Genomic DNA, 26,385 nt, shown 5'->3' on the forward strand with positions numbered 1-26,385 from the left:
TTATAATGTTATCGCATGTATCCCTTCGAAGAGTTTCTTTTATTTTCCCAGAGGATTTATTATATATAATTTAATATCACAGGAGGTGTTATTTTTTGTCAAATGTGGAATTAGACAATATGACTGTAAACGAATTAAAGTCTATTGCTAAAGAATTAGGAATAAAAAATATATCTAAATTAAAGAAATCAGAGCTTATAGAGGAGATTAAGAAGGTATCTCCTATGTATATAGAAAAGGACGGAGTAGTATTAAGAGAAAAAATAAGTCCTAAAAGCACAGTAGAGGCTAAATATGAACCGGTGCAGGAACAAGAAAAAGAATACATAAAGCCACAGGAAGTAAGTCCTGAGGAGAAAAAAGAAAAGCTTAAAGAAATGATAAATGAATCAGATACAGCTAAAGGTGTATTAGAGATAATAGAAAATAATAACTATGGATTTTTAAGAGGAAAGAATTATTTAACAGGACCGGACGACATATATGTATCACCATCTCAAATAAGAAGATTTAACTTAAAAACTGGTGACGAAGTACAAGGTAAAGTTAGAACTCCTAAGGAAGGAGAAAAATTTAAGGCCTTATTATATGTAGAAAAAGTAAATGGGGAAAATCCTGAAAGAGCAGTGAGAAGAAAGCCTTTTGAATTATTAACTCCTATTTATCCAAATAAGAGAATAAGACTTGAAACCACAAAAGAAGACCTTTCAGCAAGACTTATGGATATAATATGTCCTATAGGAAAAGGTCAAAGAGGAATTATTGTGGCTCCTCCTAAGGCTGGAAAGACCACTCTTCTTAAAAAGATTGCTCAAAGCATTTCTACTAATCATCCTGAATCTAAGCTCATAGTATTGCTTATTGATGAGAGACCAGAAGAAGTTACTGATATGCAAAGATCTATAAATGGCGAAGTTATATACTCTACCTTTGATGAAGAACCAGAACATCATACAAAGGTGGCATATATGGTTCTAGAAAGAGCTAAGAGAATGGTAGAACAAGGACAAGACGTGATTATACTTTTAGATAGTATAACAAGATTATCAAGAGCATATAACTTGACAATTAATCCAACAGGAAGAACACTTTCAGGTGGTCTTGATCCAGGAGCTTTAATAATGCCTAAAAAGTTCTTTGGTGCTGCAAGAAATATAGAAGAAGGCGGAAGTTTAACTATACTTGCGACAGCTTTGGTGGAGACTGGAAGCAGAATGGATGATATGATATTTGAAGAATTTAAAGGTACTGGTAATATGGAAGTTCACTTAGATAGAAAGCTTCAAGAAAGAAGAATATTCCCAGCTATAGATATCTATAAATCTGGAACAAGAAAAGAAGATTTACTTTTAACAGAAGTAGAGTATGATGCATCATTTAACATAAGAAAGATGTTATATACTGAAAATAACACTCAAAATGTAACAGAACAATTAATTAGCATGTTGTTTAAAACTAAAAATAATGGTGAATTTTTAAATATAATAGGTAAAGAAAAGTTAAATAAATAAAAAAATAAACCCGAATTAATTCGGGTTTATTTATTATAAAAATTATTCTTCGTTCTTTAAGTTGAACTTCTTCATGAACTTATCAACTCTTCCGCCAGCATCAACGATCTTCTGCTTGCCAGTGAAGAATGGATGGCATTTAGAACATATTTCAACCTTTAGTTCTTTTTTAGTAGAACCAGTTGTAAAAGTGTTTCCACATGCACACTTAACTACTGCATCATGATGGTAGTCTGGATGTATGCCTTCTCTCATGTTTTTCACCTCTCTCGTGAATTCTAGACTTTATCGTCCGAATTTTTAACTCCTAAATTATAACACAGTGATTATTTGTAAGTCAATAAAATTTAATTATTTCCTCTTTATTATATTATGCTTCTCTGTTACAATTATACTTGTTTATTAAAGACTGGGGGGATTTCTATGTATGGACCAAAGAATCATGGCTGGATAGAGGTAATTGTAGGGCCGATGTATAGTGGTAAATCAGAAGAACTTATAAGAAGAATACGAAGAGCTAAGATTGCTAAGCAAAAGGTTCAGGTCTTTAAACCTGAAATTGATGATAGATACAGTAAGGAAGATGTAGTTTCTCATTGTGGAGATAAGGAAGATGCCATACCTGTAACAGTTAGCAATCAAATAATCGAATTAATTGATAAAGACGTTCAAGTAATAGCCATAGATGAGATTCAGTTTTTTGATGACAATATAATAGACGTAGTAAATTATTTAGCAAGCATGGATAAAAGAATAATTTGTGCAGGGCTTGATATGGATTTTAAAGGAGAACCTTTTGGACCTATTGCAAAACTTATGGCTGTGGCAGAATTTGTAGATAAAATTCAAGCTATATGTATGAGATGTGGCAACCCAGCTACTAGAACTCAGAGACTTATAAATGGTAAACCAGCGAGTTATGATGAACCTATAGTTCTTGTAGGGGCTAAGGAGTCTTATGAAGCTAGGTGTAGAAAATGTCACGTTGTTTTAGGAGAGAGGTGAAGCAATGAAAAGGAACTGTACAGTAGGAGGACAAGCAGTTATTGAAGGCGTAATGATGAGAGGGAGTAAGGGCATTGCTACTGCGGTGAGAAAAGAAAATGGAGAGATTGAAGTAAAATTAGAAAAGTTTGTACCTTATTCAAAAAGAAATAAGCTTTTTAATATACCAATTATAAGAGGATTCGTATCTCTAATAGAATCTTTGATAATAGGGATAAAAACCCTAAATTATTCAGCTTCATTTTTTGAAGAGGAAGAGGAAAATAAATCTACCTTTGATAAGTGGTTTGAAAATAAATTTAAAGAAAAAAGCGACAGTATAATAGCAACTATAAGTCTTATTATATCATTAATTTTTTCAGTTCTTTTATTTTTTATACTGCCTAATTTAATTGCAAGTGGATTTAAGCTTTTAAGAATAGAAAATACAATTATGTTAAATATAATAGAAGGAATAATAAGGGTGAGCATATTTTTAGCTTATTTATATTTTATAGGAAAGTTAGAAGATATAAAGAGGGTTTTTGAGTATCACGGGGCAGAGCATAAGACTATATTTTGCTATGAGCAAGATGATGAGCTTATATCTGAAAAAGCAAAGAAATATCCTCGTTTCCATCCTCGATGTGGAACTAATTTCATGTTTTTGGTAATGATAGTAAGTATAATATTATTTTCAGCAGTGGGATGGAATTCTTGGTGGGAAAATATGCTTTGGAGAATAGTGCTATTGCCATTTGTATCAGGAATAACTTATGAACTTATAAAGTGGTTAGGAAGGAGCAAAAGTAATCTGTCAGGTATTATAGCTTACCCAGGATTAATGCTTCAAAAATTAACTACTAGAGAGCCGGATTTAAGCCAATTAGAAGTAGCTATTAAGGCAATTAAAGCAGCTGAAGGCATTGATGTAATGGAGAACGGAGAAAATCAATAAATGGATACAAGGGAAGTTTATACAATAGGAAAAGTTTTAGAGCAGGGCTATAAAACCCTTAAGGAATCAAATAATTGTAGTTATATACTTGATTCTCAGCTTCTATTGAGTAAAATTATAAATAAGGATAAGTTATTTATAATGCTTAACAGAGATTTTCAAATATCATCCGAGGAAGCTAAAGGGTATTTTGAATTAATTAAACTTAGAAAAAATAAAATGCCTATTAAGTATATATTAGGGTATACTGAATTTATGGGACTTAACTTTAAGGTTAAAGAGGGTGTGCTTATTCCCCGCCCGGACACAGAGATATTAGTGGAAAATGTAATATCCGTCATTAATAAAAATAAATATGTGAATATAGCGGATGTATGCTGTGGTAGTGGGGCTATAGGAGTATCTATAGCTGTCTATTGTCCTAAAGCCCATATAGACTGCTTTGATATTTCCAATACAGCTTGTGAAGTTACCAATGAAAATTCAAGTATTCAAGAAACAACACATAGGTTAAAAGTGTATAAAAGCGATTTACTAGAAGTGGCAATAAAAAACGGTTCGATGTATGATGTTATAGTTTCTAATCCTCCTTACATAAGAAAAGATGTTATTCCGAGCCTTATGGAAGATGTTAGGGATTATGAGCCCTATGAAGCTTTAGATGGAGGAGAGGACGGACTTTATTTCTATAGAAGAATTGCACTTGAAAGTAAGGGCGTTTTAAAGAATAATGGACTTATTGCCCTAGAGATAGGACACGATCAACGAGAAACTGTAACTGAAATCCTTAAGAACAGTAATTTTCATACTATAGAATGTTATAAAGATTTAGCAGGAAATGATAGGGTAATAACAGCCTACTTAAATAATAAGTAATGTATTATGTATTAAACAATGTATTTGATTTAAATGCATGTATTGTGATATAATTGGTAGTTGTTAAAATATAATAACGGAGTGATAAAGTTTATGTTAGAAAGACTTGATTTTATAGAAAATAAATATGAAGAATTATCCATAAAAATAAGTGATCCAAGTGTAATGACAAACCAAAAAGAGTGGCAGAAGCTTTGTAAAGAGCATTCAGACTTAGAAATAGTAGTTAACAAGTATAAAGAGTATAAAAAGGTTATAGATGATATAAGTACAGATAAAGAAATGATACAGGAAGAATCAGATAGAGAACTTAAGGAAATGTTGCAGGAAGAATTGAAAGAACTTTCCCAAAGACAAGAAGTGCTTGAACAGGAACTTAAAATATTAATGCTTCCTAAGGATCCTAATGATGATAAAAATGTATTTATAGAAATAAGAGCTGGTGCTGGTGGTGAGGAAGCAGCTTTATTTGCTACAAATTTATTTAGAATGTATACAAGGTATGCAGAAAGAGTTGGCTGGAGAGTAGAACCTATGAGCGTTAATGAAACTGACTTAGGTGGACTTAAGGAAGTTGTATTTATGCTAAAGGGAAATGGTGCATATAGTAGACTCAAGTATGAAAGTGGAGTTCATAGAGTTCAAAGAGTTCCTGACACTGAATCAAGTGGAAGAATTCATACCTCAACAGCTACAGTTGCTGTTTTACCAGAAGTGGAAGATGTAGAAGTAGAGATAAATGCTAATGATTTAAGAATAGATGTGTTTAGAGCATCAGGACATGGTGGACAGTGTGTTAATACTACAGATTCAGCAGTAAGAATTACGCATCTGCCTACAGGACTTGTGGTTTCCTGTCAAGATGAAAAATCACAGCTTAAAAATAAGGAAAAAGCTATGAAAGTACTAAAGTCTAGATTATTTGATAGACTTCAAGCAGAGAGAAGTGCTGGTATTGCCGAAGATAGAAAAAGTCAGGTAGGTACTGGAGATAGAAGTGAAAGAATAAGAACGTACAATTATCCTCAGGGAAGAGTTACTGACCATAGAATTGGAGTTACGTTATATAGATTGGAATCTTTCTTAGATGGAGATATAGACGAAATCATAGATTCACTTATAACTGTAGAACAAGCAGAAAAGATGAAGAACTTGGGCGGCAATTAATTATTAAAAGAGAGAGAGGGGCATTATGAATATAAATAAAGCCATTAGGAAGCAACAAAAGTCTTATAAAAGATTTATGCTTATAATGTGCTTTGTTTTTTTTATAATTCCTGCTATATTGATTTATACTAAAAAACTGTCATTATTCTACATTGTATATGCTGGTATAATACAGTTTTTAATTATAATATCCATGCTTGTAAAAAAACATAATGAACATATTAAATTTAAAATTATAGAAAATTACAGGCTATATATAGAATTAGGATTGTTTAAGAAAAAAATTAACATATTATGCGATAATATTGAAATAGTACATGCTGAAAGTTTCAAAAGAAAGTCCGATGGCAAAGAGGATTTTAAAATTATAATGATCACCTCATCTAAATTTAAAAGTGAATATGTAGTGCCTGTTAATTCTAAATTATTTAAGCTGCATCCTTTTATAGCACATCGCTATAAAAAGAGAAAAATGCTTTATCCTGAGAAATCATATTTTTTCACAGTTATAAAAAAGGGAAAACTTTATAAATATGTTCTTTTAGATATGATATATAGAAGATGCGTAAATGCAGAATTTACTTATGAAGCCATAGATAGAATAAAAGAATATAGGGAATCGCTATAAATAGAATAAATAAAACCATCATTAAATATATCTATATAGATAATATTTTTAAAAGGTGGTTTAAAGTGAATAACCTATATTTAATAATAATTATAGGAAGCATAGTGGCAGTAGCTGGTACTCTTATCGGTTCTTTTATAGCTATTTTTATAAGGAATCCTTCGAATAAAACATTAGGATGGCTTATAGGATTTTCTGGAGGGTTGATGCTTGCTGTAGTAGTCTTTGATTTGATTCCAGAAGCGCTGAGTAAGTGGAGCTTTGTATATACTATTATATGTTGTATTATGGGTATACTAACAGTAGCATTTATAGATAAAAAAACTGAGGAAAAGAAAATAAACAAGCATGCAAAGATAGCTTTTATTACGGCTATAGGACTTATGATGCATAATTTTCCTGAGGGAATTATAATGGGGTGTGGATTCGCTACAGGGGGGATGCTTGGAATAAAAATGAGCATAATAATAGCGTTACATGATATTCCCGAGGGTTTAGCGGTTGCAGCGCCACTTATGGCTTCAAAAACTAAGGTGTTAAAAATAATTATATATACTTTTCTTACAGCGGTGCCTACTATATTTGGAAATTTTATAGGATTATATATAGGGAACATTTCTCAGAGTGCACTAGGAATAAGTTTATCATTTGCTTCAGGGATAATGTTATATGTAGTGTGTGGAGAAATGATACCAGAATCCAATAAGCTTTGGGAAGGAATAACTACTACATTTGGAATACTTTTAGGTATAATTGTAGGACTTGCTATAATCACGTTGCTGTAGGATAAGAACAATGACTTTAGAAGGAGATGTAATCTTTGGATACAAAAGTTGTAAAGCTAAATTACAATAATTTAGATAGGGAAGCAATAAAGGAAGCGGGATGTATTTTGAGAAATGGAGGTCTAGTGGCTTTTCCAACTGAAACCGTATATGGATTAGGAGCCAATGCTTTAGATGATAGAGCTGTAAAAAAAATATTTGAGGCTAAAGGAAGACCGCAAGATAATCCTCTTATAGTACACATTGCAGAAGTATCTGATATAGAAGGCTTAGTAGAGGAAGTTCCAGAGGTTGCTTTTAAATTTATAAAAAGGTTTTGGCCTGGACCCTTAACAATAATATTACCTAAAAGTAAAAAAATACCTAGTTCCACTAGTGCAGGACTTGATAGTATAGGTATAAGAATGCCATCAAATGAAGTGGCAAGGGAAATAATAAAATCATCAGGAGTGCCTATAGCAGCACCTTCAGCTAATATTTCAGGAAGACCTAGTCCAACAGATTTGGAAAGATGTGTAGAAGACTTAAATGGCAAAGTTGACTGCATAATTGGAGGGGAAAAGTCAAACGTAGGTGTAGAATCTACTATAATAGATTGTACAATATATCCTCCGTGTATATTAAGGCCTGGTGGAGTTACGTTAGAAATGTTAAGGGAAGTAGAAAAAGGAGTTTATATAGATCCTGGTATAATGAAGAAGCCAGAAGAAAAATTAAGACCTAAAGCCCCTGGCATGAAGTATAGGCATTATGCGCCGAAGGCACCAGTAAAAGTTATACAAGGTGACCTAGGTTTTACAATAACAAAGATTAATGAATTGATAGATAAGTATACCAAGGAAGGAAAAAAAGTAGGGGTAATAGCTACGGATGAGACCCTAAGTAAATATCATAATGCAATAGTAGAAACCTTGGGAAGTAGGAACAATATAAATGTAATAGCACAGAACCTATTCGAAACCTTAAGAAGGTTTGATGATAAAAATGTTGATGTGATTCTTTCGGAAGCATTTGAAGAAAAGGGAATGGGAATTGCTGTTATGAATAGGTTAAAAAAATCAGCAGGATTTGATATAATATCTATATAAATTTATGTTGATATTGACATAAGGCTAGTATTAATATAAAATGATTAACTGATAGTTAAAGAAAAAGTAAGGAGGTAATTATGAGGGTTTTATTTGTATGTACAGGTAATACTTGTAGAAGTTGTATGGCAGAAGCTATATTTAATTATTGCTCAGAACAGTTGCATCAAGGATTGTCAGCAGGAGTAGCTGTAGTAAGTGGTAGTAAAACCTCCTTAAATTCTTCAGCTGTTGTTATGGAAAATTTAAAAGTTGATATAAGTGACAGAAAAGCAGTTCAACTTACAGAGGAACATATTAAAGATAGTGATCTTATACTTACTATGACAGAAAGTATATGCGATTATTTAAAAAGAGTTTATCCAACATATCAAAATAACATATATTCTTTAAATAGTTTTGTCGGCATAGAAGGTGAAATTTTAGACCCTTATGGTGGCACACTTTCTGTTTACAAAAATACATTTGAACAATTAAAAAATAGTATTATATTATTATTAAATAAATTAAAGGAAGATAAAGGTATCTAAAATAGCTACTCCTATCTTCCTTTTTTGTGGGTAAACTAAGAATTATAATTATTTTGGAGGTGTTTTTATGAAAATAGCATTAGGAAGTGATCATGCTGGATTTCCATTAAAAGAGGAAATAATAAAACATTTAAAAAACAAGGGTATAGAGTTAGAAGACTTTGGTACTTTTTCAGAGGAGTCTATTGATTATCCAGATTACGCTTTAAAGGTTGCAGAGGAAGTAGCTAATAAGAATTTTGATTTTGGTATACTTGTATGTGGAACAGGAATAGGAATAAGTATTGCAGCCAATAAGGTTACTGGTATAAGAGCAGCTTTATGTTCAGATACATTTAGTGCGCATTCTTGTAGAGAACATAATAATGCTAATATATTAGCATTAGGACAGAGAGTAGTAGGTTTAGGGTTAGCGCTTGATATAGTTGATACATTTTTAAGTGCTGAGTTTCAAGGTGGAAGACACCAAAATAGAATAGATAAAATTTCTAATATAGAAGCAAAATATAATAAATAGAGATTATAGGGAGGAATAACAATGAGTAAAGTAACACAAATAGCACATCCATTAATATTACATAAACTTGCATTTATAAGAGATAAAAATACAGGGTCTAAGGATTTTAGAGAACTAGTAGAAGAAGTAGCAATGCTTATGGCTTATGAAGTGACAAGAGATCTTCAAGTGGAAGAAGTAGAAATAGAAACACCTATATGTAAAACAAAATGTAAGGTATTAGCAGGAAAGAAAGTTGCTATAGTTCCTATACTTAGAGCAGGTCTTGGTATGGTAGATGGCATGTTAAGACTTATCCCGGCAGCAAAGGTTGGACACATAGGATTATATAGAGATGAAGAAACTCTTAAACCTGTAGAATATTTCTGCAAGCTTCCACAGGATATAGGAGAAAGAGACATAATAGTTACAGATCCTATGCTTGCTACAGGTGGATCTGCTATAGATGCTATAGCTCTTCTTAAGGAAAAGGGAGCAAAAAACATGAAACTTATGTGCCTTATAGCGTCCCCAGAAGGAGTAAAGGCTGTTACAGATGTACATCCAGATGTAGATGTATATGTAGCTGGAATAGATGAAAAATTAAATGAACATGGATATATAGTACCGGGTCTAGGAGATGCAGGAGATAGATTGTTTGGAACTAAATAATATTAAAAGTCGGCTAATTTAAGCCGACTTTTAAATTACTTATACTTTTAATTAGTATTTTTTTAGTATAGAATAGTACATAGTAGTACTAAGTATTTTAATAACGGAGGAACTATGGATAGAATAGATAAAAACAATTATTATCTTGATATATGTGAAACTGTATTAGAGAGGGGAACTTGTCTTAGGAGAAATTTTGCAGCTATAATAGTAAAGAATGATGAAATTATGTCAACTGGATATAGTGGAGCTCCTCGTGGAAGAGTTAATTGTTGTGATTTAGGATGTTGCAGAAGAGAAGAACTTAATGTGCCTAGAGGTACAAGATATGAATTATGCAGATCTGTGCATGCTGAGCAAAATGCCATAATTTCTGCAAGAAGGCAGGATATGATAGGTTCTACTATGTACCTAGTAGGAAAAGAAGAAAGAACAGGAAAATTTGTAGAAAATGCATCACCGTGTTCTTTGTGTAAAAGGTTTATAATAAATTCAGGAATTGATAAAGTAGTAATACGAGATACTAAGGAAGAATTTAGAGAAATACTCGTAAATCAATGGATAGATAATGATGATTCACTTGCGGGAGATGGATCATATTAAATGGGGAGATAAATATGGATAATATGCTTTTCTTAGGAGTGATTGCAGCAATCTTATCATTTCTTTTTACTCCTTTAATAAAAAGGTTAGCGATAAAAATAAATGCAATAGATGTACCTAAAGATGAAAGAAGGGTACACAAAAGGCCAACTCCACTTTTAGGAGGATTAGCAATATATTTTTCTTTTATCATTACAATGATATTAAAAAATGGGCATTTAATTAAACAGGAAAAGGGAATAATTATAGGTGCTACTATTATTGTCATAGCAGGATTTTTAGATGATAAATATGATTTGAAACCAATTATAAAGTTATTACTTCAAATATCAGCTGCAATGTGTTTGATTTTATATGATATAAAGATAGTATCTGTTACAGATCCTTTCTCCAGCTATGATTCTTATATAAATATAATGTGGCTTTCAGTACCTCTCACCATAATTTGGGTAGTAGGAATAACTAATGCTATTAATCTTATAGATGGACTAGATGGATTAGCAGCTGGAGTAGCATTGATTTCAACTGTAACATTGTTTATTATAGCTTTGCTTAATATAAGTACTAGAATGGAAGCAGCAATACTGACATCTGTACTTATTGGATCTATAATGGGATTTTTGCCATATAACTTTTATCCTGCATCTATATTTATGGGGGATACGGGAGCACAGCTTTTAGGATTTCTATTAGGAGCCATATCTATACAGGGTGCCATTAAGTCAGCGGCAGCCTTTGCTATATCAGTGCCTATATTAGCACTGGGACTTCCTATATATGATACTTTATTTGCCATGATAAGAAGAAAAATAAATGGGAAACCTATAATGGGGGCAGATAGGGGGCATTTGCACCATAGGCTTTTGGATATGGGATTAACTCAAAAACAAGCGGTTATAATAATGTACCTTATAAGTACTGTTCTAGGAGCCTTTGCAATAATAGCTATGCAAATAAGTAGTGCGAATTCTTATTTCTTATTGGCGTCAATAATGATCTTAATAGTTATTATTGCATGGAAATTTGGATTTTTTCAACACAAAGAATGATTTTCTGGAGGTAAGGTAATGGAAAAAATTAAGATAATTACTATATTTGGAACCCGACCAGAGGCTATAAAAATGGCACCGCTGGTAAAGGAGCTAAAAAAGTATGAGAAGGTTGAAAGTATAGTTTGTGTTACAGCTCAACATAGGCAAATGCTTGATCAAGTACTTCAATTATTTGATATAACTCCAGAGTATGATTTGGACATAATGCAAAGCAAGCAAAGTTTAACAGGGATTACAGTTAAAGTTTTACAAGGCCTAGAAGAAGTATTTGAAAAAGAAAAACCTGATTTAATATTAGTACATGGTGATACAACAACAACTTTTGCAGGAGCTCTAGCTGCATTTTATCAAAAAATTAAGGTTGGGCACGTAGAGGCCGGACTTAGAACGCATAACAAACACTTTCCGTTTCCTGAGGAGATGAATAGAAAGCTTACTGGAGCTATAGCAGATTTAAATTTTGCGCCTACTGAAAGTTCTAAAAATAACCTGCTTTTAGAAGGAGTAAAAAGTGAAGATATATATATTACAGGAAATACTGTAATAGATGCAATGAATGTTACAGTAGAAGATAATTATGTTTTTGAAAATAATGAACTAAACAATATAGATTACCAGAATAAGAAGGTCATAATGGTCACTGCTCATAGAAGAGAAAATTGGGGGCAGGGTATAGAAAATATTTGTAAATCTTTAAAGGTATTAGTTGAAAGATATGAAGATGTGGAGCTAGTATACCTTGTCCATTTAAATCCTATAGTAAAGGATGTAGTATATAGATACTTAGGGGGAATGGATAGAGTACACCTTCTTTCTCCTCTAGATACTAAGGAAACTCACAACCTAATGAATAAATGTTATATGATTATGACAGATTCAGGAGGACTTCAGGAAGAAGCTCCTCATTTAGGGAAGCCAGTATTAGTTCTAAGAGATGTAACGGAGAGGCCGGAAGCGGTAGCTGTAGGCACTGTAAAGCTTGTAGGGACAGATATAGATAGCATATTAGAAAATGCAAGGATTCTTATAGAGGATAAAAATTGTTATGAAAGAATGAGTAAGGCAATAAATCCTTATGGTGATGGTCGTGCGTCTCAGAGAATAGTAGAATCTATATTATATCATTTTAAAAAAGATACGAGAAAGCCAGAAGAATTTAAAGTAATATAAACTTTGTGTTTTTTTTAACAAAATCTATTGATTAAATTTTAATTTATGGTTATAATGGAGTTGTTGACAGAAAAATTTGTGAATTATAAAATAAATACTAATAAAAATATATATTTTAGGAGGGTTACTAATGAAAGAAGTAGTTATAGTTAGTGCAGTTAGAACAGCATTAGGTTCTTTTGGTGGAGGATTAAAAGATGTTCCAGCAGTTGAGTTAGGCGCTATCGTTATAAAGGAAGCTGTAAAAAGAGCAGGAATAAAGCCAGAAGATGTACAAGAAGTTATAATGGGAAATGTTTTACAAGCAGGTCTTGGACAAAATCCAGCTAGACAAGCAGTTATAAAATCAGGTCTTCCACAGGAAGTTTCAGCATTCACAATAAATAAAGTTTGTGGTTCAGGATTAAGAGCAGTAAGCTTAGCAGCTCAAATGATAAAAGCAGGAGATGCTGATGTAATTATAGCTGGTGGTATGGAAAACATGTCCAGAGCTCCATATGTAATGAATGATGCAAGATGGGGACAAAGAATGGGAAATGGACAGATAGTAGACGAAATGATAACTGATGGTTTATGGGATGCATTTAACCAGTATCATATGGGAATGACAGCTGAAAATATAGCTGAAAAATGGGGATTAACTAGAGAAGAGCAAGATCAGTTTGCTTTAAGCTCACAGTTAAAAGCTGAAGCGGCTATAAAAGAAGGAAAATTCAAGGATGAAATAGTTCCAGTTGTTATACCACAAAGAAAAGGAGAACCAAAGGTATTTGATACAGATGAGTTCCCAAAATTTGGTTCAACTATAGAAAAATTAGGAAAACTAAAGCCAGCATTCAAGAAAGACGGAACAGTTACAGCTGGTAATGCTTCAGGTATAAATGATGGAGCAGCTGCATTCGTAGTAATGAGTGCTGAAAAGGCTCAGGAATTAGGATTAACTCCATTAGCTAAAATAACATCCTATGGTTCAGCAGGATTAGATCCAGCTATAATGGGATATGGTCCATTCCATGCAACAAAAGTAGCTTTAGAAAAAGCTAACATAGCAGTTGAAGATTTAGACTTAATTGAAGCTAATGAAGCATTTGCTGCACAGAGTATAGCTGTTGCTAAAGATTTAGGATTTAACATGGACAAGGTTAATGTAAATGGTGGAGCTATAGCATTAGGACATCCAATTGGAGCGTCAGGTGCTAGAATACTTGTATCATTAATTCACGAAATGCAGAAAAGAGATGCTAAAAAAGGTTTAGCTACTTTATGTATAGGCGGCGGAATGGGAACAGCTCTAATAGTTGAAAGATAATACAATTAGTTTTATATAAAGAGATTGAGTAATTTGCTCAATCTCTTTACTTTTTTGTAAAATTTTATGTGTAGGCTTTATTATATTTCTTTTTAGTAACACTTTTTCTTTAAAATTATATATTAGTAATATATTTATTGAATAAATAGCATGTATTTGTCCATAATTCAAATATGTTTCAAGATGAATTAAAAGGGGGAAGGCTCTTTAGGGCAAATATATGAAAAAGTTAAGATGGGTTATTGTGGTCATCATAATATTAATAATATGGGGATACAAATTTCCCATGTACTCTCAAGCAAACCAAAAAGTAGACATGTTTTCCGAAATAATTAACAAAACTAGAACTCAGGTAATGGAGTATGGAGTTCAAGTGAACTTTTCTACACAGAACTCTGGAGAAGAGGCGTGTAAATCTATTCTTATGAAGTTAGATTATGATAAAAACACTAAAATTAATATAGAAAAAAGTGATGGAAATTACTATGTGGAGTTTTCAAGCCCTACAGTTGAAGGATATATTCAAAGTATAAATTCAGACAATGATGATATTATATCTATTAATATAAAAGAATACAGTGATGAAAATAAATTAACTGAATTAAAAGAAAGAATTAAGAACTCTATTGAGTGTGATAAGGAAGTAGCTTTTTTTGAATATATAAAAGGAAAAACTATTAATTCTAATATGAAAGAGTTAAATAAACAAGTTATAGGTATATTAAAGTCTTTTAATACAAAAGAGATAAAAACAATAGAAATAAATAATGGATTAAGTACTACGGCATATACTCATCAATATAATGAATTAAATGTTGGAGGAAGATTTATAGATTTCAACTATGCTTTATGCAGTTATGATACGGGAGATTATATAATCTTAGCTACACCAGTTATACCTATAACTTATTAGTAATTTTTATGGAGGATATATATGGATAGGATTATAATCAAGGGTGGAAAGACCTTGAAGGGTGAAGTTGAAATAAGTGCTGCAAAAAATTCGGTTCTTCCTATTATAGCGGCAAGTATTTTAAGCGGAAATAAATGTGTTATAGATAATGCTCCTATGCTTGAAGACGTTTTTGTTATAAGCGATATACTAAGATCTGTATCAGCAGATATTGATATAGATGCAGGGAATAGAAAGATAATAATTGATACAAAATCTGTATGTGATGTTGAACCTTGTAGTGAACTCGTAAAAAAGCAGAGAGCTTCATTTTTGATAATGGGCCCCATGATATCAAGATTTGGTAGGATTAGAGTATCCTTGCCAGGTGGGTGCAATATAGGAACAAGACCTATAGATCTTCATTTGAAGGGACTAAATGCCCTTGGAGCTGAAATCAACATAGGACATGGATATGTAGAAGCTAGAGCTAAAAAGCTTATAGGGAAGAAAATTTATTTAGATTTTCCATCTGTGGGTGCTACTGAAAATATAATGATGGCAGCAGTACTGGCTGAGGGAGAAACTATAATAGAGAATGCTGCAGAGGAACCTGAAATAGAAGATTTGGCAGACTTTTTGAATAAGATGGGGGCAAAAGTTACTGGAGCAGGAACGGATACAATAAGAATTGATGGTGTCAAAGAACTAAAGGGAATAACTCATAAGCCCATATATGACAGGATAGAAGCGGGAACATTTATGGTAGCAGCTGCAATTACTAAGAGTTCAATAAAGATAAATGGTGCAAATGATCAGCACTTAAGGCCTGTAATAGCAAAACTTATTGAAATGGGAGTTAGGATAGATGTTAAAGGAGAAACTTTAATAGTTGATGGAACTAACAGGCTTAATGCTACAGACATAAAAACAATGCCATATCCAGGATTTCCAACAGATATGCAGTCTCAAATGATGTCTCTTTTATGTACCGTGGAGGGAACTAGCATAATAACGGAAACTATATTTGAAAACAGATATATGCATGTTTCAGAAATGAAAAGAATGGGAGCAAATATAAAGGTAGATGGAAGAAGCGCTATTGTCCAAGGTGTTAATAAATTAACAGGGTGTGAAGTAAAAGCCACAGATCTAAGAGCAGGAGCAGCGCTTGTGCTATGTGGCCTTGCGGCAGAAGGAATCACTAGTGTTACAGATGTATATCATATAGATAGAGGATATGTAGATATAGAGAAGAAGCTAAAGTGCTTAGGTGCAGATATATTTAGAGAAGAAATTTAAATAAAGGTAAGTTATAACTTATCTTCTGTTTTCATATATTTTTATATAAACATATAAAGGAGAAATGTATATGAGAACAGAAGATGTTTTTTTATTTGTAAAGAGATTTTTAATTTTTATTTTAGCTAGTATAGTTTTTATTGTTATTTTATCATTACCTTTGGCAAAGGGCGGCAATAAACTGTCTGAAGATAAATTAAATAATAATATAACATATAATATGAAGCCTGATAATATAGTAACTATCAAAGAAATTAAGGTGAAGGTATATAGAGATAAAACAAAAAAGATAGAAGAAATGAGTTTAGAGGATTATATTAAAGGAGTTGTAGCTTCGGAGATGCCTGCAGAATTTCATATAGAAGCACTGAAGGCTCAAGCTGTAGCAGCAAGAACTTATGCAGTGACGCATATAAAGTCTCTTGGAGGTTCTGGGTGTAGTAAGGATAAAAATGCAGATATTTGTGATACGGTACATTGTCAGGCTTTTATGGATAAAAGCGATAGAATGTCGGCATGGCCCAAAGATAAAGGTAATTATTACTGGAGTAAAATTGAGGAAGCTGTAAATTCAACTAAGGGGCAAGTATTGAAATACAACGGAGAAGTGGTAAAAGGTGCTTATTATTTCGCTATAAGTAGTGGGAAAACTGAGGATGTGAAGGATGTGTTTTCAACTTCACTTCCATATTTAAAAAGTGTTGAAAGTCCAGGAGAAGAGATAGCACCTAAGTATAAAACTACTTCTATATATAGCTATTCTAAGTTAGCGAGTATTATCAATGAATACTTTGATAAAAGCATAGTATCATCAAGTGGTTTGAAAACTAACATAAAAATTAAAAGTAAAACTGAAGCTGGTGGGGTAAAGGAGATTCAAATTGGGAGCAGGACATTAAAGGGAAGTCAATTTAGAAGTATGCTTGGACTTAATTCTACGAATTTTGTTATTAGTTTTGGTAAAAAGGATATACAAATAGTGTGTACTGGTTATGGACATGGAGTGGGGATGAGTCAATGGGGAGCCAATGTGTATGCTAAGGGTGGAAAAAGTTACAATGAAATATTAACACACTATTATCAGGGAGTAAAAATAGAGCAAATAAATTAAAGTGTAGAGCTGTTTACCGACAGCTCTATTTTTCATGTCAAACATTGTCATAAAAAATAGAAATAAATTGGAAATAAAATTATAATAAAATGTATTTTTTGATAAGCTCTGGACAAACTAGAAATTGGAGGTGTTGATATGAAAAACAAAAATTTTGGTAAAATTTTCAACTTTTTTAAGAGGGAGGGATTTTACGTTGTACTGTTTTTATGCCTATGCATACTTGCTACAGTAGCTGTTGTAACTACAAGAGATAATAGGCAGGCTAAAATTGAACAAAATAATACATCGGTGGTGGAGCAGGAAAAGAAGAAGGATACAGCTCAGGTTACTGAAAAGCCTTATACAGATTATGACAATGCAGAACAAGTAAAAAAGCCAACTAACACAGAAACAAAGGTAAATAAAGAAGTGAAGAATACCGAAAAAACTGCCACAGTATCTAAAACAGTAGATACTAAGTTTGGAAAACCTGTAGAAGGAATTATAGGAAGACAATATTCTGAAGAACCTGTATTTTGGAAATCCACCAATAGCTACAGACCTAACTTTGGTATAGATATTAAATGTGAATTAGGGAAACCTGTTGTAGCAGCATTAGATGGAAAGGTTGAATCTGTAAAAAATGATACAGTAGATGGTATTCAAGTAATAGTAGATCATCAAAATGGACTAAAAACAGTATATTCAAATTTAGATTCAAAGGTAAGTATATCAGCAGGAAAAGTGGTTAAAAAAGGAGATAAACTTGGAGTTGTAGGAAGAACAACTTTAAGAGCTATGTATGAAGCTTATGGAGATCATTTACATTTTGCAGTATTAAAAGATAAAGATTTTGTAAATCCAGATAAGTATGTAAAATACTAAACTTTAGGCCATTTTTCGTTCATCTTACGGAAAATGGCCAGACAGATGTAATTTAAGTATATGAATAAGCATATTTATAAATATAGAAGGGTTAAGGAGGTACCACCTTGAAAGACTACATTGAAGAAAGAGTTCTTGAAGTAGCAAATTATATTATAAGTTCAAAAGCAACAATTAGAAAAACAGCTAAGGTATTTGGTGTTAGTAAAAGTACTATACACAAAGATATGACAGAAAGGTTGCCTAAAATAAATCCTCAAATAGCAGAAGAAGCCAAAATTATTTTGGATTATAATAAAGCAGAAAGACATATAAGAGGTGGAAAAGCTACTAAAATGAAGTATAAAGCTATTGAAGGATAAAAACATTCCGATTATAATAAAATTATGTCGTAAAATATATGAAGTTGCATTTTGTTGCAAAATGTTATGGAAAGAGTAGGTGGAGATAATAGGGATGTTTTTTAAAATGGGTACAGATATGGGTATAGATCTTGGTACAGCTACAGTACTGGTTTATGCAAAGGGTAAAGGAGTTATTTTGAAAGAACCTTCAGTAGTAGCGATAGATAAAACTAATAATAGAGTCTTAGCTGTAGGGGAGGAAGCTAGACAAATGATTGGTAGAACTCCTGGTAATATTGTAGCTATTAGACCCTTGAGAGATGGAGTTATTTCTGATTATGACTTGACGGAAAAAATGTTAGAACATTTTTTAAGGAAAGCCTGTGGAAAGAAAAAGATGGTTTCCCCCCGAGTTGTGGTTTGTATACCTTGTGAAGCTACAGGAGTAGAAAAGAGAGCCGTTATTGATGCTGCTAAGAATGCTGGCGCAAAAAAAGTGTTTTTGATAGAGGAGCCTTTAGCTGCAGCCATTGGAGCGGGTGTAGATATCACTAAGGCTAGTGGAAATATGGTGATAGATATAGGTGGGGGAACAACAGATATTGCCGTTATTTCTCTTGGAGGAATAGTAGTAAGATCTTCTATAAAGGTTGCAGGAGATACTTTTGATGAAGCTATTATAAGATATGTAAGAAAGAAACACAAGCTCATGATAGGAGAAAGAACTGCTGAAGATTTAAAAATTAATATAGGATCAGCATATGTAAGAGAAGAAGAAGTTAGTATGGAAATAAGAGGAAGAGACTTGGTGTCTGGCCTTCCTAAAAATATAAATGTTTCCTCAGAAGAAATGAGGCAAGCCCTAAGTGAAACTGTAAATTCTATTGCAGAATGCACACATTCAGTTTTAGAAAAAACCCCACCTGAATTAGCTGCAGATATAGCAGATAAAGGAATAGTTATGACTGGAGGGGGAGCCCTCTTAAATGGTCTTGATAAATTAATTCAAGACGTTACAAAGGTACCAGTTTGTATCGTAGAGGATTCTGTTTCTTGTGTAGCAATGGGCACAGGTAAGTTTTTGGATTATTTGGACAAATTGGATGGATCCCTTTCTGGAGATGATATATCATTATTATAATGATATGCTTTAGTGGAATAAAAGCATAATAAGTGCTTTCGTCTTATTAAATATAAGCGAAAGCACTTATTTTTTTATAGAAGGCAGTCTTTTATATCGGATAGAGTGCTGGAGCTTAAATGATAAGCATGAAATAAGGCGTCGCAGATTACTTTAGCCATATTAAAAATTAAACTAAGACGTATATTGTTATTATTAAATACGTTAGCATCAGTTGAGTCTACAATTCCTATTATGGAGGACTTTCCTACAAGGGGGAGGGTTTTACCTACGCCTTTTCCAGGATGGATTGGATAATCCCTGGCTTGTATTTCTCCTACATTATCTTCATCACCAAGGCATGCATCTATTCCTATTATATTTGCACTAGGATGAAGTAAACTTATTTCATATAATTTTCTATCTAAATTTAAAGCGTGTATAGGATCAGATATTGTTCCGAATACTGGAAGAGGGAAACTCTTATCTTTAAGTAGAGTGCCAACTAATGGGCCAAGACAATCTCCTATACATCTATCTGTGCCTATACATACTATTATAGTGTCTTTCATAATATAATTTTTTATAAACTCTCCAATTTCATAATATCCTAAAGAATTGTTAAAATGAGTTCTAGCTTTATTCAATAGTTACACCTCCCTTAATAATTTATATGAGAGCTGTGTGATAAATATTAAAAGAAAAAAGATGTTTTTTAGATAATATTAATTTTTATTAGCTAAATCAACTATAAGAAATATGATAAATATAATAAAATAATGGTGTAATATGGAGTAAATGAGAATGAAATAGAGTATATTAAAGAAGGATTTGTTTAATAGGCCTATATTGCATTTGAAATTTAGACTATAAGATTGTATACTAATCCATGTTGAAGTTATTAAGTGCGGAAACGCGCTAAGATAATTTAATAATAAGGTTATTAACTTGTTAAACAAGTTATGAAACTTATAATGGAGGAATTCCCGAGCGGCCAAAGGGGGCAGACTGTAAATCTGTTGTCAGTGACTTCGATGGTTCGAATCCATCTTCCTCCACCACAATAATTTAATATATCCATATGCTGGCATGGCTCAACGGTAGAGCAGCTGACTTGTAATCAGCAGGTTGTAGGTTCGATTCCTATTGCCAGCTCCATTATATGGAGGAATTCCCGAGCGGCCAAAGGGGGCAGACTGTAAATCTGTTGTCAGTGACTTCGATGGTTCGAATCCATCTTCCTCCACCAAAGACACCAAAGCGGTGTCTTTTTTTATATTCATTTGTTTAATAGCTTATAGCTTATAGATTATCGATCATAGGATACATAACAATTAAACTTGATATTGACACAAGATTATTATTGTGCTAATATATGCTAGTAAATTTAATAGAAAACTCTTATCAAGAGAGGTGGAGGGAAAGGGCCCTATGAAACCCGGCAACCAAGTACTTTGTACCAAGGTGCCAATTCCTGCAGGTTTGTTCTGCGAGATAAGAGAGGAATGCAAATTAAGCCTCTTCTTATCGAAGAGGTTTTTTATTTTACATATTATATTTTTCATTGGAGGTGCAAAAATGAGAAGATTATTCACATCAGAATCCGTTACTGAAGGACATCCGGACAAAATTTGTGACCAAATCTCTGATGCTGTATTAGATGCTATATTGGCTCAAGATTCTAAGGCAAGAGTTGCATGTGAAACTACGGCTACAACAGGAATGGTTATGGTTATGGGAGAAATAACAACATCATGTTATGTTGATATTCCTAAAGTTGTTAGAGAAACAGTGAGAGAAATAGGATATACAAGAGCTAAGTATGGCTTTGATGCTGATACTTGTTCAGTATTGACTTCAATAGATGAACAATCTCCTGATATTGCAATGGGGGTTGATGACGCATTAGAATCAAGAGGTACTAGCAAGGATGAGGTTGAGTCTGTTGGCGCAGGAGACCAAGGTATGATGTTTGGTTATGCAGCTACTGAAACTCCAGAGTTTATGCCAATGCCAATAGCAATGGCTCATAGATTATCAAGAAGACTAACAGAAGTTAGAAAAAATGACACATTAGATTATCTAAGACCAGATGGAAAAACTCAGGTTACAGTTGAATATGAAGATGATAAACCAGTGAGAATAGATGCAATCGTTATTTCTACTCAACATGGACCTGAAGTAACACAGGAACAGATTAATAAGGATTTAATGGAGCATGTTATAAAAGCTGTTATTCCAGCTGAATTACTTGATGAAAAAACCAAATACTACATAAATCCAACTGGTAAGTTTGTTGTTGGAGGTCCACAAGGAGATACTGGACTTACAGGAAGAAAAATTATAGTTGATACTTATGGTGGATATGGAAGACATGGTGGTGGAGCTTTCTCAGGAAAAGATCCAACAAAGGTTGATAGATCCGCAGCTTATGCAGCCAGATGGGTTGCTAAGAACTTAGTAGCTGCTGGAATAGCTGATAAGCTTGAAATAGAGCTAGCGTATGCTATAGGTGTTGCACACCCAGTGTCAGTAGAGGTGGAAACCTTTGGAACGAACAAAGTTGAACATGATAAAATTATTGAAATAATAAATAAGGTATTTGATTTAAGACCAGGTGCAATAATCAGAGATCTTGATCTTAGAAGACCTATTTATAAGCAAGTGGCAGCCTATGGACATTTCGGAAGAAATGACTTAGACTTACCATGGGAAAAACTTAATAAAGTAGAAGAAATAAAAAAATATTTATAGTAGTAAAAACTCCCTTCAATTCATGAAGGGGGTTTTTTTATTTAATCAATATAATTATGTTATAATTGTATTATAGATATCGTCTTATAGTATTAAGTAGAACAGGAGAAGATTATATGGAAGAAATACAGGGAATTGTAGATTCCATAATATTTAAAAATGATGAAAATGGTTATGTAGTAGCAAGATTAAAAGATAATAAAAGTTATTATACAACCTTTGTTGGATGCATTCCCTATATTAGTGAAGGACAGGGCTTGAAACTTAAAGGACAGTGGGCAGTTCATCCTCAATTTGGAGAACAGTTTAAGGTTGAAAGTTGTGAGGAAGTGGTCCCTGATTCTGTAAGTGGTATAGAAAGATATTTAGCATCGGGAGTAATAGCTGGGATAGGGCCTGTAACTGCTAAAAAAATAGTGGAGAAGTTTGGAGAAGAGTCTTTAAATATATTAGAAAATGATATAGAGAAGTTAAGGGGAATAGAGGGTGTAGGAGAAAAAAAGATAGCTATTATATATGAGTCCTACGGTAAACAAAAGGAATTAAGAACTGTAATGATGTTTTTTCAAAGTTATGGAGTTACTCCTAACCAATGTGTAAAAATATATAAAAGATTTAAGGCTGATTCTGTAAAGATTATAAAAGAAAATCCATATATATTAACAGAAGAAATTTCAGGAATAGGATTTAAAACTGCGGATAAGATTGCAAGAAGCTTAGGAATAGATTTGAATTCATCCTTTAGAATAGAGAGCGGAATAAATTATATAATAAATCAATTTTGTGCATTGGGAAATACCTATATACCTGTGGAAAGGCTCTTAAATGACGGAAGAGATATATTAGGAGTAAGTGATGAAAATATAAAAGAGGGAATAATGCAGAGTGCATTTCATGGAAAAATAAAAGTAGAAACGGTTAACAATAAAGAATGCATATTTACTATTCCCTATTATTATTGTGAGCTTGGAGTAACAAAGAAGATACTAACCTTATCTATAGCGAAATATGATGAGTTGGAGTTGAATGTAGATGAGGAAATAATGAAATTTGAGCAGGAGAGAGGGATATCTTTTGCATCTTCTCAAATAGAAGCTATAAAGGGTGCAGTAGCTAATGGAGTTGAAATTATAACAGGAGGCCCAGGGACAGGAAAAACGACTATAATAAATTGCATTACATATATATTTGAAAAACATGGACTTAGAGTCTTTATGGGGGCACCTACTGGCAGAGCTGCAAAGAGAATGACAGAAGCTACTGGAAAAGAAGCGAAAACTATTCATAGGCTTTTAGAAATGGGTGCAGGAGAAGATGAAGATATGATGTTTTCAAGAACAGAAGAAACTCCGCTAGAATGTGATGCAGTAATTATAGATGAGGCATCTATGATAGATATAATGCTTATGAATAATCTTCTTAAATCTATAGCGCTTGGAACTAGGCTTATAATTGTTGGGGATGTGGATCAGTTACCATCAGTTGGACCAGGAAATGTGCTTAGGGATTTAATTGATAGTAACTGTGTTAAGGTAATAAGGCTTAAAGACATCTTTAGACAGTCTTCACAAAGCATGATAACTGTAAATGCCCATAAAATAAATAATGGAGAAATGCCTTTACTAAACGGAAGGGATAAGGACTTTTATTTTATAAATAGTGAAGAAAGCTCATCTACATCGGATATATTAATGGCGCTTATAAGTGAAAGATTACCAAAGTTTAATAAGGAATGGGATAAACAAAGACATATACAAATACTTACACCAATGAGAAAGGGCATATTGGGAGTAGAAAATCTTAATAAGGGACTTCAGGAAGTATTAAATCCCCCTGGAAAGTGGAAAAATGAAAAGAAGTCTAGAGATAATGTCCTTAGAGTTGGGGATAAGGTAATGCAAATAAAGAATAACTATTCTTTGAAGTGGAAGAGAATTAAAGGTGATGGGGAAGAAGAAGGGGTAGGAGTGTTTAATGGGGATGTAGGATATATAGATGAAATAAATGAGGAAGAAAATACTTTAAGCATAATATTTGATGAAGAAAGAAAAGTAGTTTATGAAGATACTTATTTAGATGAGATAGATTTAGCATATGCTGTAACCATACATAAAAGCCAAGGAAGTGAATTCCCAGTGGTTATCATACCTATGTTTATGGGACCTCCAATGCTTATGAATAGGAATTTGCTTTATACAGGAATAACTCGTGCAAAGAAGTTAGTAGTTCTAGTAGGTTCAATAAAGGCTATGAAATTTATGATAGATAATAATAGAAGTTTTGAAAGATATTCCTTGCTAAAATGGAGAATAACTAATGTTTTAGAAAATGCTATAGAAGATTAGTAATGGAGTGAAGTATATGAATACTAAAAATGCTGTAATAAGAGAGAAAAGAAAAAAAGTATCTCAATTAATACAAAGATGGTTATTTTCAAATGAACAATTTTTAAATATTATAACCATTCCTTGTGCATCTACAGATATATTCATATATAGTATCTTAGAGTATATGAATAAAGGAAAAAGCATATTGTATATAAGTAATGAAGATGAAGAATATGTAGATATTCTAGAAAAAATAAAAAAGAATAGCAGTTTTAGAGGGTACAGTTATTTGAGGCGAGGAGATATTAAACTCAAAAGTAAATTTATCATAGTTAAAGCTGCTAATGCATTGGAAATCATGAGAGATTTTGATTTAGTTATATTTGATGATACTAGAGCATTTCCTCATCATACTTCATATGAAATCATAGACATAATGGCAAGGATGAGTAAGGATGAAGGTAAATTTATATACTGTGGGGTAGAAAGTATATTTAAAGGGAAAAGGGAAATAATTATACCTGTAAGTGAATGGCCTCATCCTATCGTTGAACCTAGAACCATAACTACAAAGATAAACTTAGAAGAAGACATACCATATATAATATATGACTATTTAAAGTGGTCCCTTTATGAGGATAGAAAGGTAGTAATATATATACCTGATCTAGAAAAGGGATTGAAGGTAGCTAGCTATATAAGATTTTACTGTAAAAAGTTAAATAAGAGTGTGTTATGTTCTTGGGAAGAGGGGAAAGAAAAAAGTTTTTTGAAATTTGCTAAGGTAAAAAGCGCGGTTCTTATAACATATACCTTCGAGAATATACCTACGTATTTTGCGAATGCAAATCTAATGGTATTTTTCGCAGATTATAAGCTATATGATTACAAAAAATTATTTCACTTTTGTGGAGTTATAAATTCTTATGAATCAAATTTTAAAGAGGTTATATATGTATCAAATGAAGAAACTGAGGATATGGATAAGGCTAAAGAGTTAGCAAGGAGTTTTAATAAAGAAGCATGGGATATGGGTTTCTTAAGTTATTAGAATTTATTAAGGAATGTATTTTTGAAGTTATATATGATAATAAGTCTCAATGTATAATATGTGAAAGCTATCTAGAGAAAATTGACCTATGTGATGAATGCAAGAAGTATATAGTTTTGTCTCATAATGTTTATACCATGAGATGTTTAGATAAGTTTATAAATTGTTATAGTGCCGCATACTATACAGGAACTATGATGGAACTTATAAGAAGACTTAAATACAAAAGTGATTTTCAAAGTGGAGAAATAATAGCCTCTTATATGAGGGATAGAATTAAAAATTTAAGTTATGATATAGATTTTATTACGTATGTTCCTATGACTAAAAGGTCATTAAAGTCTAGGGGATATAATCAAAGTAAGTTTTTGTGTAATTTATTAAGTAAGGAATTTAATATACCTGTGGCGGACTGTCTCATAAAAACAAAGGAAACTAAGGATCAAATAGGGTTAAGTCAAAAACAGAGATGGGAAAATATGAGGGATTGCTTTAAAGTTAAGAAACCTCAGATGATAAAAAATAAAAAGGTATTATTAGTGGATGACGTGTTTACTACAGGGTCTACGGCATATTTTTGCTCGTATGAACTAATAAAATCTGGAGTGGAAAAAATTAATATCTTGACTGCAGCGAAAAGTAAGGTATAATTTTATTATATTGAGTTAGGTCTGTGATTGAAAGTCGATGCCAGTCGCAGGCAAAACGATCCACGTAAATTAAATAAAATGTTTAATGATCATGGTGCGGCTTAGAAGTAAGTCCTGCCGAAGAGATACGCTTTGTAT

Annotated in this window: 27 protein-coding genes, 3 tRNA genes and 1 riboswitch; of the genes, 28 read left to right on the forward strand and 2 right to left on the reverse strand. The window is 32.5% G+C overall.

Annotation, left to right across the window (positions count from 1 at the left end; translation table 11 throughout):
- Positions 1-95 precede the first annotated feature (95 nt).
- On the forward strand, positions 96-1,511 hold the full coding sequence (gene rho, locus DP68_RS00420) for a transcription termination factor Rho (protein WP_035304705.1): 1,416 nt from the start codon (positions 96-98) through the stop codon (positions 1,509-1,511).
- 42 nt (positions 1,512-1,553) lie between these two features.
- On the opposite strand, the gene rpmE is transcribed toward rho, so the two are convergent.
- Positions 1,554-1,766 (reverse strand): 50S ribosomal protein L31, encoded by a 213-nt coding sequence (gene rpmE, locus DP68_RS00425; protein WP_035304707.1) that lies wholly within the window; start codon positions 1,764-1,766, stop codon positions 1,554-1,556.
- Between the two features lie 168 nt (positions 1,767-1,934).
- On the opposite strand from rpmE, the gene DP68_RS00430 reads away from it, so the two are divergent.
- From DP68_RS00430 to DP68_RS00525, 20 genes are all read left to right on the forward strand, one after another.
- Entirely contained in the window at positions 1,935-2,516 is a 582-nt protein-coding gene (locus DP68_RS00430) for a thymidine kinase (protein ID WP_035304710.1), read from the forward strand.
- A gap of 4 nt (positions 2,517-2,520) precedes the next feature.
- Positions 2,521-3,453 carry a DUF1385 domain-containing protein gene (locus tag DP68_RS00435; protein WP_035304712.1) on the forward strand — a complete coding sequence of 311 codons (933 nt, stop codon included), beginning with the start codon at positions 2,521-2,523 and terminating at the stop codon, positions 3,451-3,453.
- Positions 3,454-4,329: a peptide chain release factor N(5)-glutamine methyltransferase gene (gene prmC, locus DP68_RS00440; RefSeq protein WP_035304715.1), complete on the forward strand. Its 876-nt coding sequence runs from the start codon at positions 3,454-3,456 to the stop codon at positions 4,327-4,329.
- 93 nt (positions 4,330-4,422) lie between these two features.
- A complete protein-coding gene (prfA, locus tag DP68_RS00445) occupies positions 4,423-5,496 on the forward strand; it encodes a peptide chain release factor 1 (RefSeq protein WP_035304717.1) in 1,074 nt (357 codons plus the stop codon).
- A 25-nt stretch (positions 5,497-5,521) separates the two neighbouring features.
- Positions 5,522-6,124, forward strand: coding sequence for a hypothetical protein (locus DP68_RS00450; RefSeq protein ID WP_035304719.1), 603 nt, complete (start codon positions 5,522-5,524; stop codon positions 6,122-6,124).
- Between the two features lie 44 nt (positions 6,125-6,168).
- Positions 6,169-6,909 carry a ZIP family metal transporter gene (locus tag DP68_RS00455; RefSeq protein ID WP_363330937.1) on the forward strand — a complete coding sequence of 247 codons (741 nt, stop codon included), beginning with the start codon at positions 6,169-6,171 and terminating at the stop codon, positions 6,907-6,909.
- Positions 6,910-6,944: 35 nt separating this feature from the next.
- The gene (locus DP68_RS00460; protein ID WP_035304723.1) at positions 6,945-7,997 is read left to right on the forward strand and encodes an L-threonylcarbamoyladenylate synthase; all 1,053 of its coding nucleotides are present in this window, start codon (positions 6,945-6,947) and stop codon (positions 7,995-7,997) included.
- A gap of 80 nt (positions 7,998-8,077) precedes the next feature.
- On the forward strand, positions 8,078-8,527 hold the full coding sequence (locus DP68_RS00465) for a low molecular weight protein arginine phosphatase (RefSeq protein ID WP_035304726.1): 450 nt from the start codon (positions 8,078-8,080) through the stop codon (positions 8,525-8,527).
- 67 nt (positions 8,528-8,594) lie between these two features.
- Positions 8,595-9,044 carry a ribose 5-phosphate isomerase B gene (gene rpiB / locus DP68_RS00470; RefSeq protein ID WP_035304727.1) on the forward strand — a complete coding sequence of 150 codons (450 nt, stop codon included), beginning with the start codon at positions 8,595-8,597 and terminating at the stop codon, positions 9,042-9,044.
- A gap of 21 nt (positions 9,045-9,065) precedes the next feature.
- Entirely contained in the window at positions 9,066-9,695 is a 630-nt protein-coding gene (gene upp, locus DP68_RS00475) for a uracil phosphoribosyltransferase (protein WP_035304729.1), read from the forward strand.
- Positions 9,696-9,809: 114 nt separating this feature from the next.
- Positions 9,810-10,298 (forward strand): cytidine deaminase, encoded by a 489-nt coding sequence (locus DP68_RS00480; RefSeq protein ID WP_035304730.1) that lies wholly within the window; start codon positions 9,810-9,812, stop codon positions 10,296-10,298.
- 14 nt (positions 10,299-10,312) lie between these two features.
- The gene (locus DP68_RS00485) at positions 10,313-11,347 is read left to right on the forward strand and encodes an MraY family glycosyltransferase (protein WP_035304731.1); all 1,035 of its coding nucleotides are present in this window, start codon (positions 10,313-10,315) and stop codon (positions 11,345-11,347) included.
- Positions 11,348-11,365: 18 nt separating this feature from the next.
- Positions 11,366-12,520 (forward strand): UDP-N-acetylglucosamine 2-epimerase (non-hydrolyzing), encoded by a 1,155-nt coding sequence (gene wecB, locus DP68_RS00490; protein ID WP_035304732.1) that lies wholly within the window; start codon positions 11,366-11,368, stop codon positions 12,518-12,520.
- Positions 12,521-12,650: 130 nt separating this feature from the next.
- A complete protein-coding gene (locus tag DP68_RS00495) occupies positions 12,651-13,829 on the forward strand; it encodes an acetyl-CoA C-acetyltransferase (protein ID WP_035304733.1) in 1,179 nt (392 codons plus the stop codon).
- A 220-nt stretch (positions 13,830-14,049) separates the two neighbouring features.
- Complete coding sequence (locus DP68_RS00500) at positions 14,050-14,742, forward strand: YwmB family TATA-box binding protein (protein WP_035304734.1); 693 nt, start codon at positions 14,050-14,052, stop codon at positions 14,740-14,742.
- Between the two features lie 21 nt (positions 14,743-14,763).
- Positions 14,764-16,023 (forward strand): UDP-N-acetylglucosamine 1-carboxyvinyltransferase, encoded by a 1,260-nt coding sequence (gene murA / locus DP68_RS00505; protein WP_035304735.1) that lies wholly within the window; start codon positions 14,764-14,766, stop codon positions 16,021-16,023.
- A gap of 70 nt (positions 16,024-16,093) precedes the next feature.
- On the forward strand, positions 16,094-17,134 hold the full coding sequence (gene spoIID, locus DP68_RS00510) for a stage II sporulation protein D (RefSeq protein WP_081957037.1): 1,041 nt from the start codon (positions 16,094-16,096) through the stop codon (positions 17,132-17,134).
- A 138-nt stretch (positions 17,135-17,272) separates the two neighbouring features.
- Positions 17,273-18,001 carry a M23 family metallopeptidase gene (locus tag DP68_RS00515; RefSeq protein ID WP_035304737.1) on the forward strand — a complete coding sequence of 243 codons (729 nt, stop codon included), beginning with the start codon at positions 17,273-17,275 and terminating at the stop codon, positions 17,999-18,001.
- 107 nt (positions 18,002-18,108) lie between these two features.
- The gene (spoIIID, locus tag DP68_RS00520; RefSeq protein WP_035304740.1) at positions 18,109-18,363 is read left to right on the forward strand and encodes a sporulation transcriptional regulator SpoIIID; all 255 of its coding nucleotides are present in this window, start codon (positions 18,109-18,111) and stop codon (positions 18,361-18,363) included.
- A 94-nt stretch (positions 18,364-18,457) separates the two neighbouring features.
- Entirely contained in the window at positions 18,458-19,486 is a 1,029-nt protein-coding gene (locus DP68_RS00525) for a rod shape-determining protein (protein ID WP_035304742.1), read from the forward strand.
- A 74-nt stretch (positions 19,487-19,560) separates the two neighbouring features.
- Here the strand turns inward: DP68_RS00525 and yyaC are convergent, their stop codons facing one another.
- Positions 19,561-20,112, reverse strand: a complete 552-nt coding sequence (gene yyaC, locus DP68_RS00530; RefSeq protein WP_035304743.1) for a spore protease YyaC — start codon at positions 20,110-20,112, stop codon at positions 19,561-19,563.
- 329 nt (positions 20,113-20,441) lie between these two features.
- Between yyaC and DP68_RS00535 the strand changes: the two genes are divergently transcribed.
- The 7 genes from DP68_RS00535 to DP68_RS00565 all read left to right on the forward strand — a co-directional run bounded on the left by DP68_RS00535 (position 20,442) and on the right by DP68_RS00565 (position 26,247).
- Positions 20,442-20,526, forward strand: a tRNA-Tyr gene (locus tag DP68_RS00535).
- Between the two features lie 22 nt (positions 20,527-20,548).
- Positions 20,549-20,623 (forward strand) — tRNA-Thr (locus tag DP68_RS00540).
- 6 nt (positions 20,624-20,629) lie between these two features.
- Positions 20,630-20,714, forward strand: a tRNA-Tyr gene (locus DP68_RS00545).
- Between the two features lie 149 nt (positions 20,715-20,863).
- A riboswitch (SAM riboswitch) is annotated at positions 20,864-20,966 on the forward strand.
- A gap of 77 nt (positions 20,967-21,043) precedes the next feature.
- A complete protein-coding gene (gene metK / locus DP68_RS00550) occupies positions 21,044-22,219 on the forward strand; it encodes a methionine adenosyltransferase (RefSeq protein ID WP_035304744.1) in 1,176 nt (391 codons plus the stop codon).
- 116 nt (positions 22,220-22,335) lie between these two features.
- Positions 22,336-24,564: an ATP-dependent RecD-like DNA helicase gene (locus DP68_RS00555; RefSeq protein ID WP_035304746.1), complete on the forward strand. Its 2,229-nt coding sequence runs from the start codon at positions 22,336-22,338 to the stop codon at positions 24,562-24,564.
- A gap of 16 nt (positions 24,565-24,580) precedes the next feature.
- The gene (locus DP68_RS00560; protein ID WP_035304748.1) at positions 24,581-25,597 is read left to right on the forward strand and encodes a hypothetical protein; all 1,017 of its coding nucleotides are present in this window, start codon (positions 24,581-24,583) and stop codon (positions 25,595-25,597) included.
- Positions 25,570-26,247, forward strand: coding sequence for a ComF family protein (locus tag DP68_RS00565; protein ID WP_035304750.1), 678 nt, complete (start codon positions 25,570-25,572; stop codon positions 26,245-26,247). Before DP68_RS00560 ends, DP68_RS00565 begins: the two co-directional genes overlap by 28 nt.
- The last annotated feature ends 138 nt before the right edge of the window (positions 26,248-26,385 follow it).

Source organism: Clostridium sp. HMP27 (assembly GCF_000765165.1).
Lineage (GTDB): Bacteria > Bacillota > Clostridia > Clostridiales > Clostridiaceae > Clostridium_AK.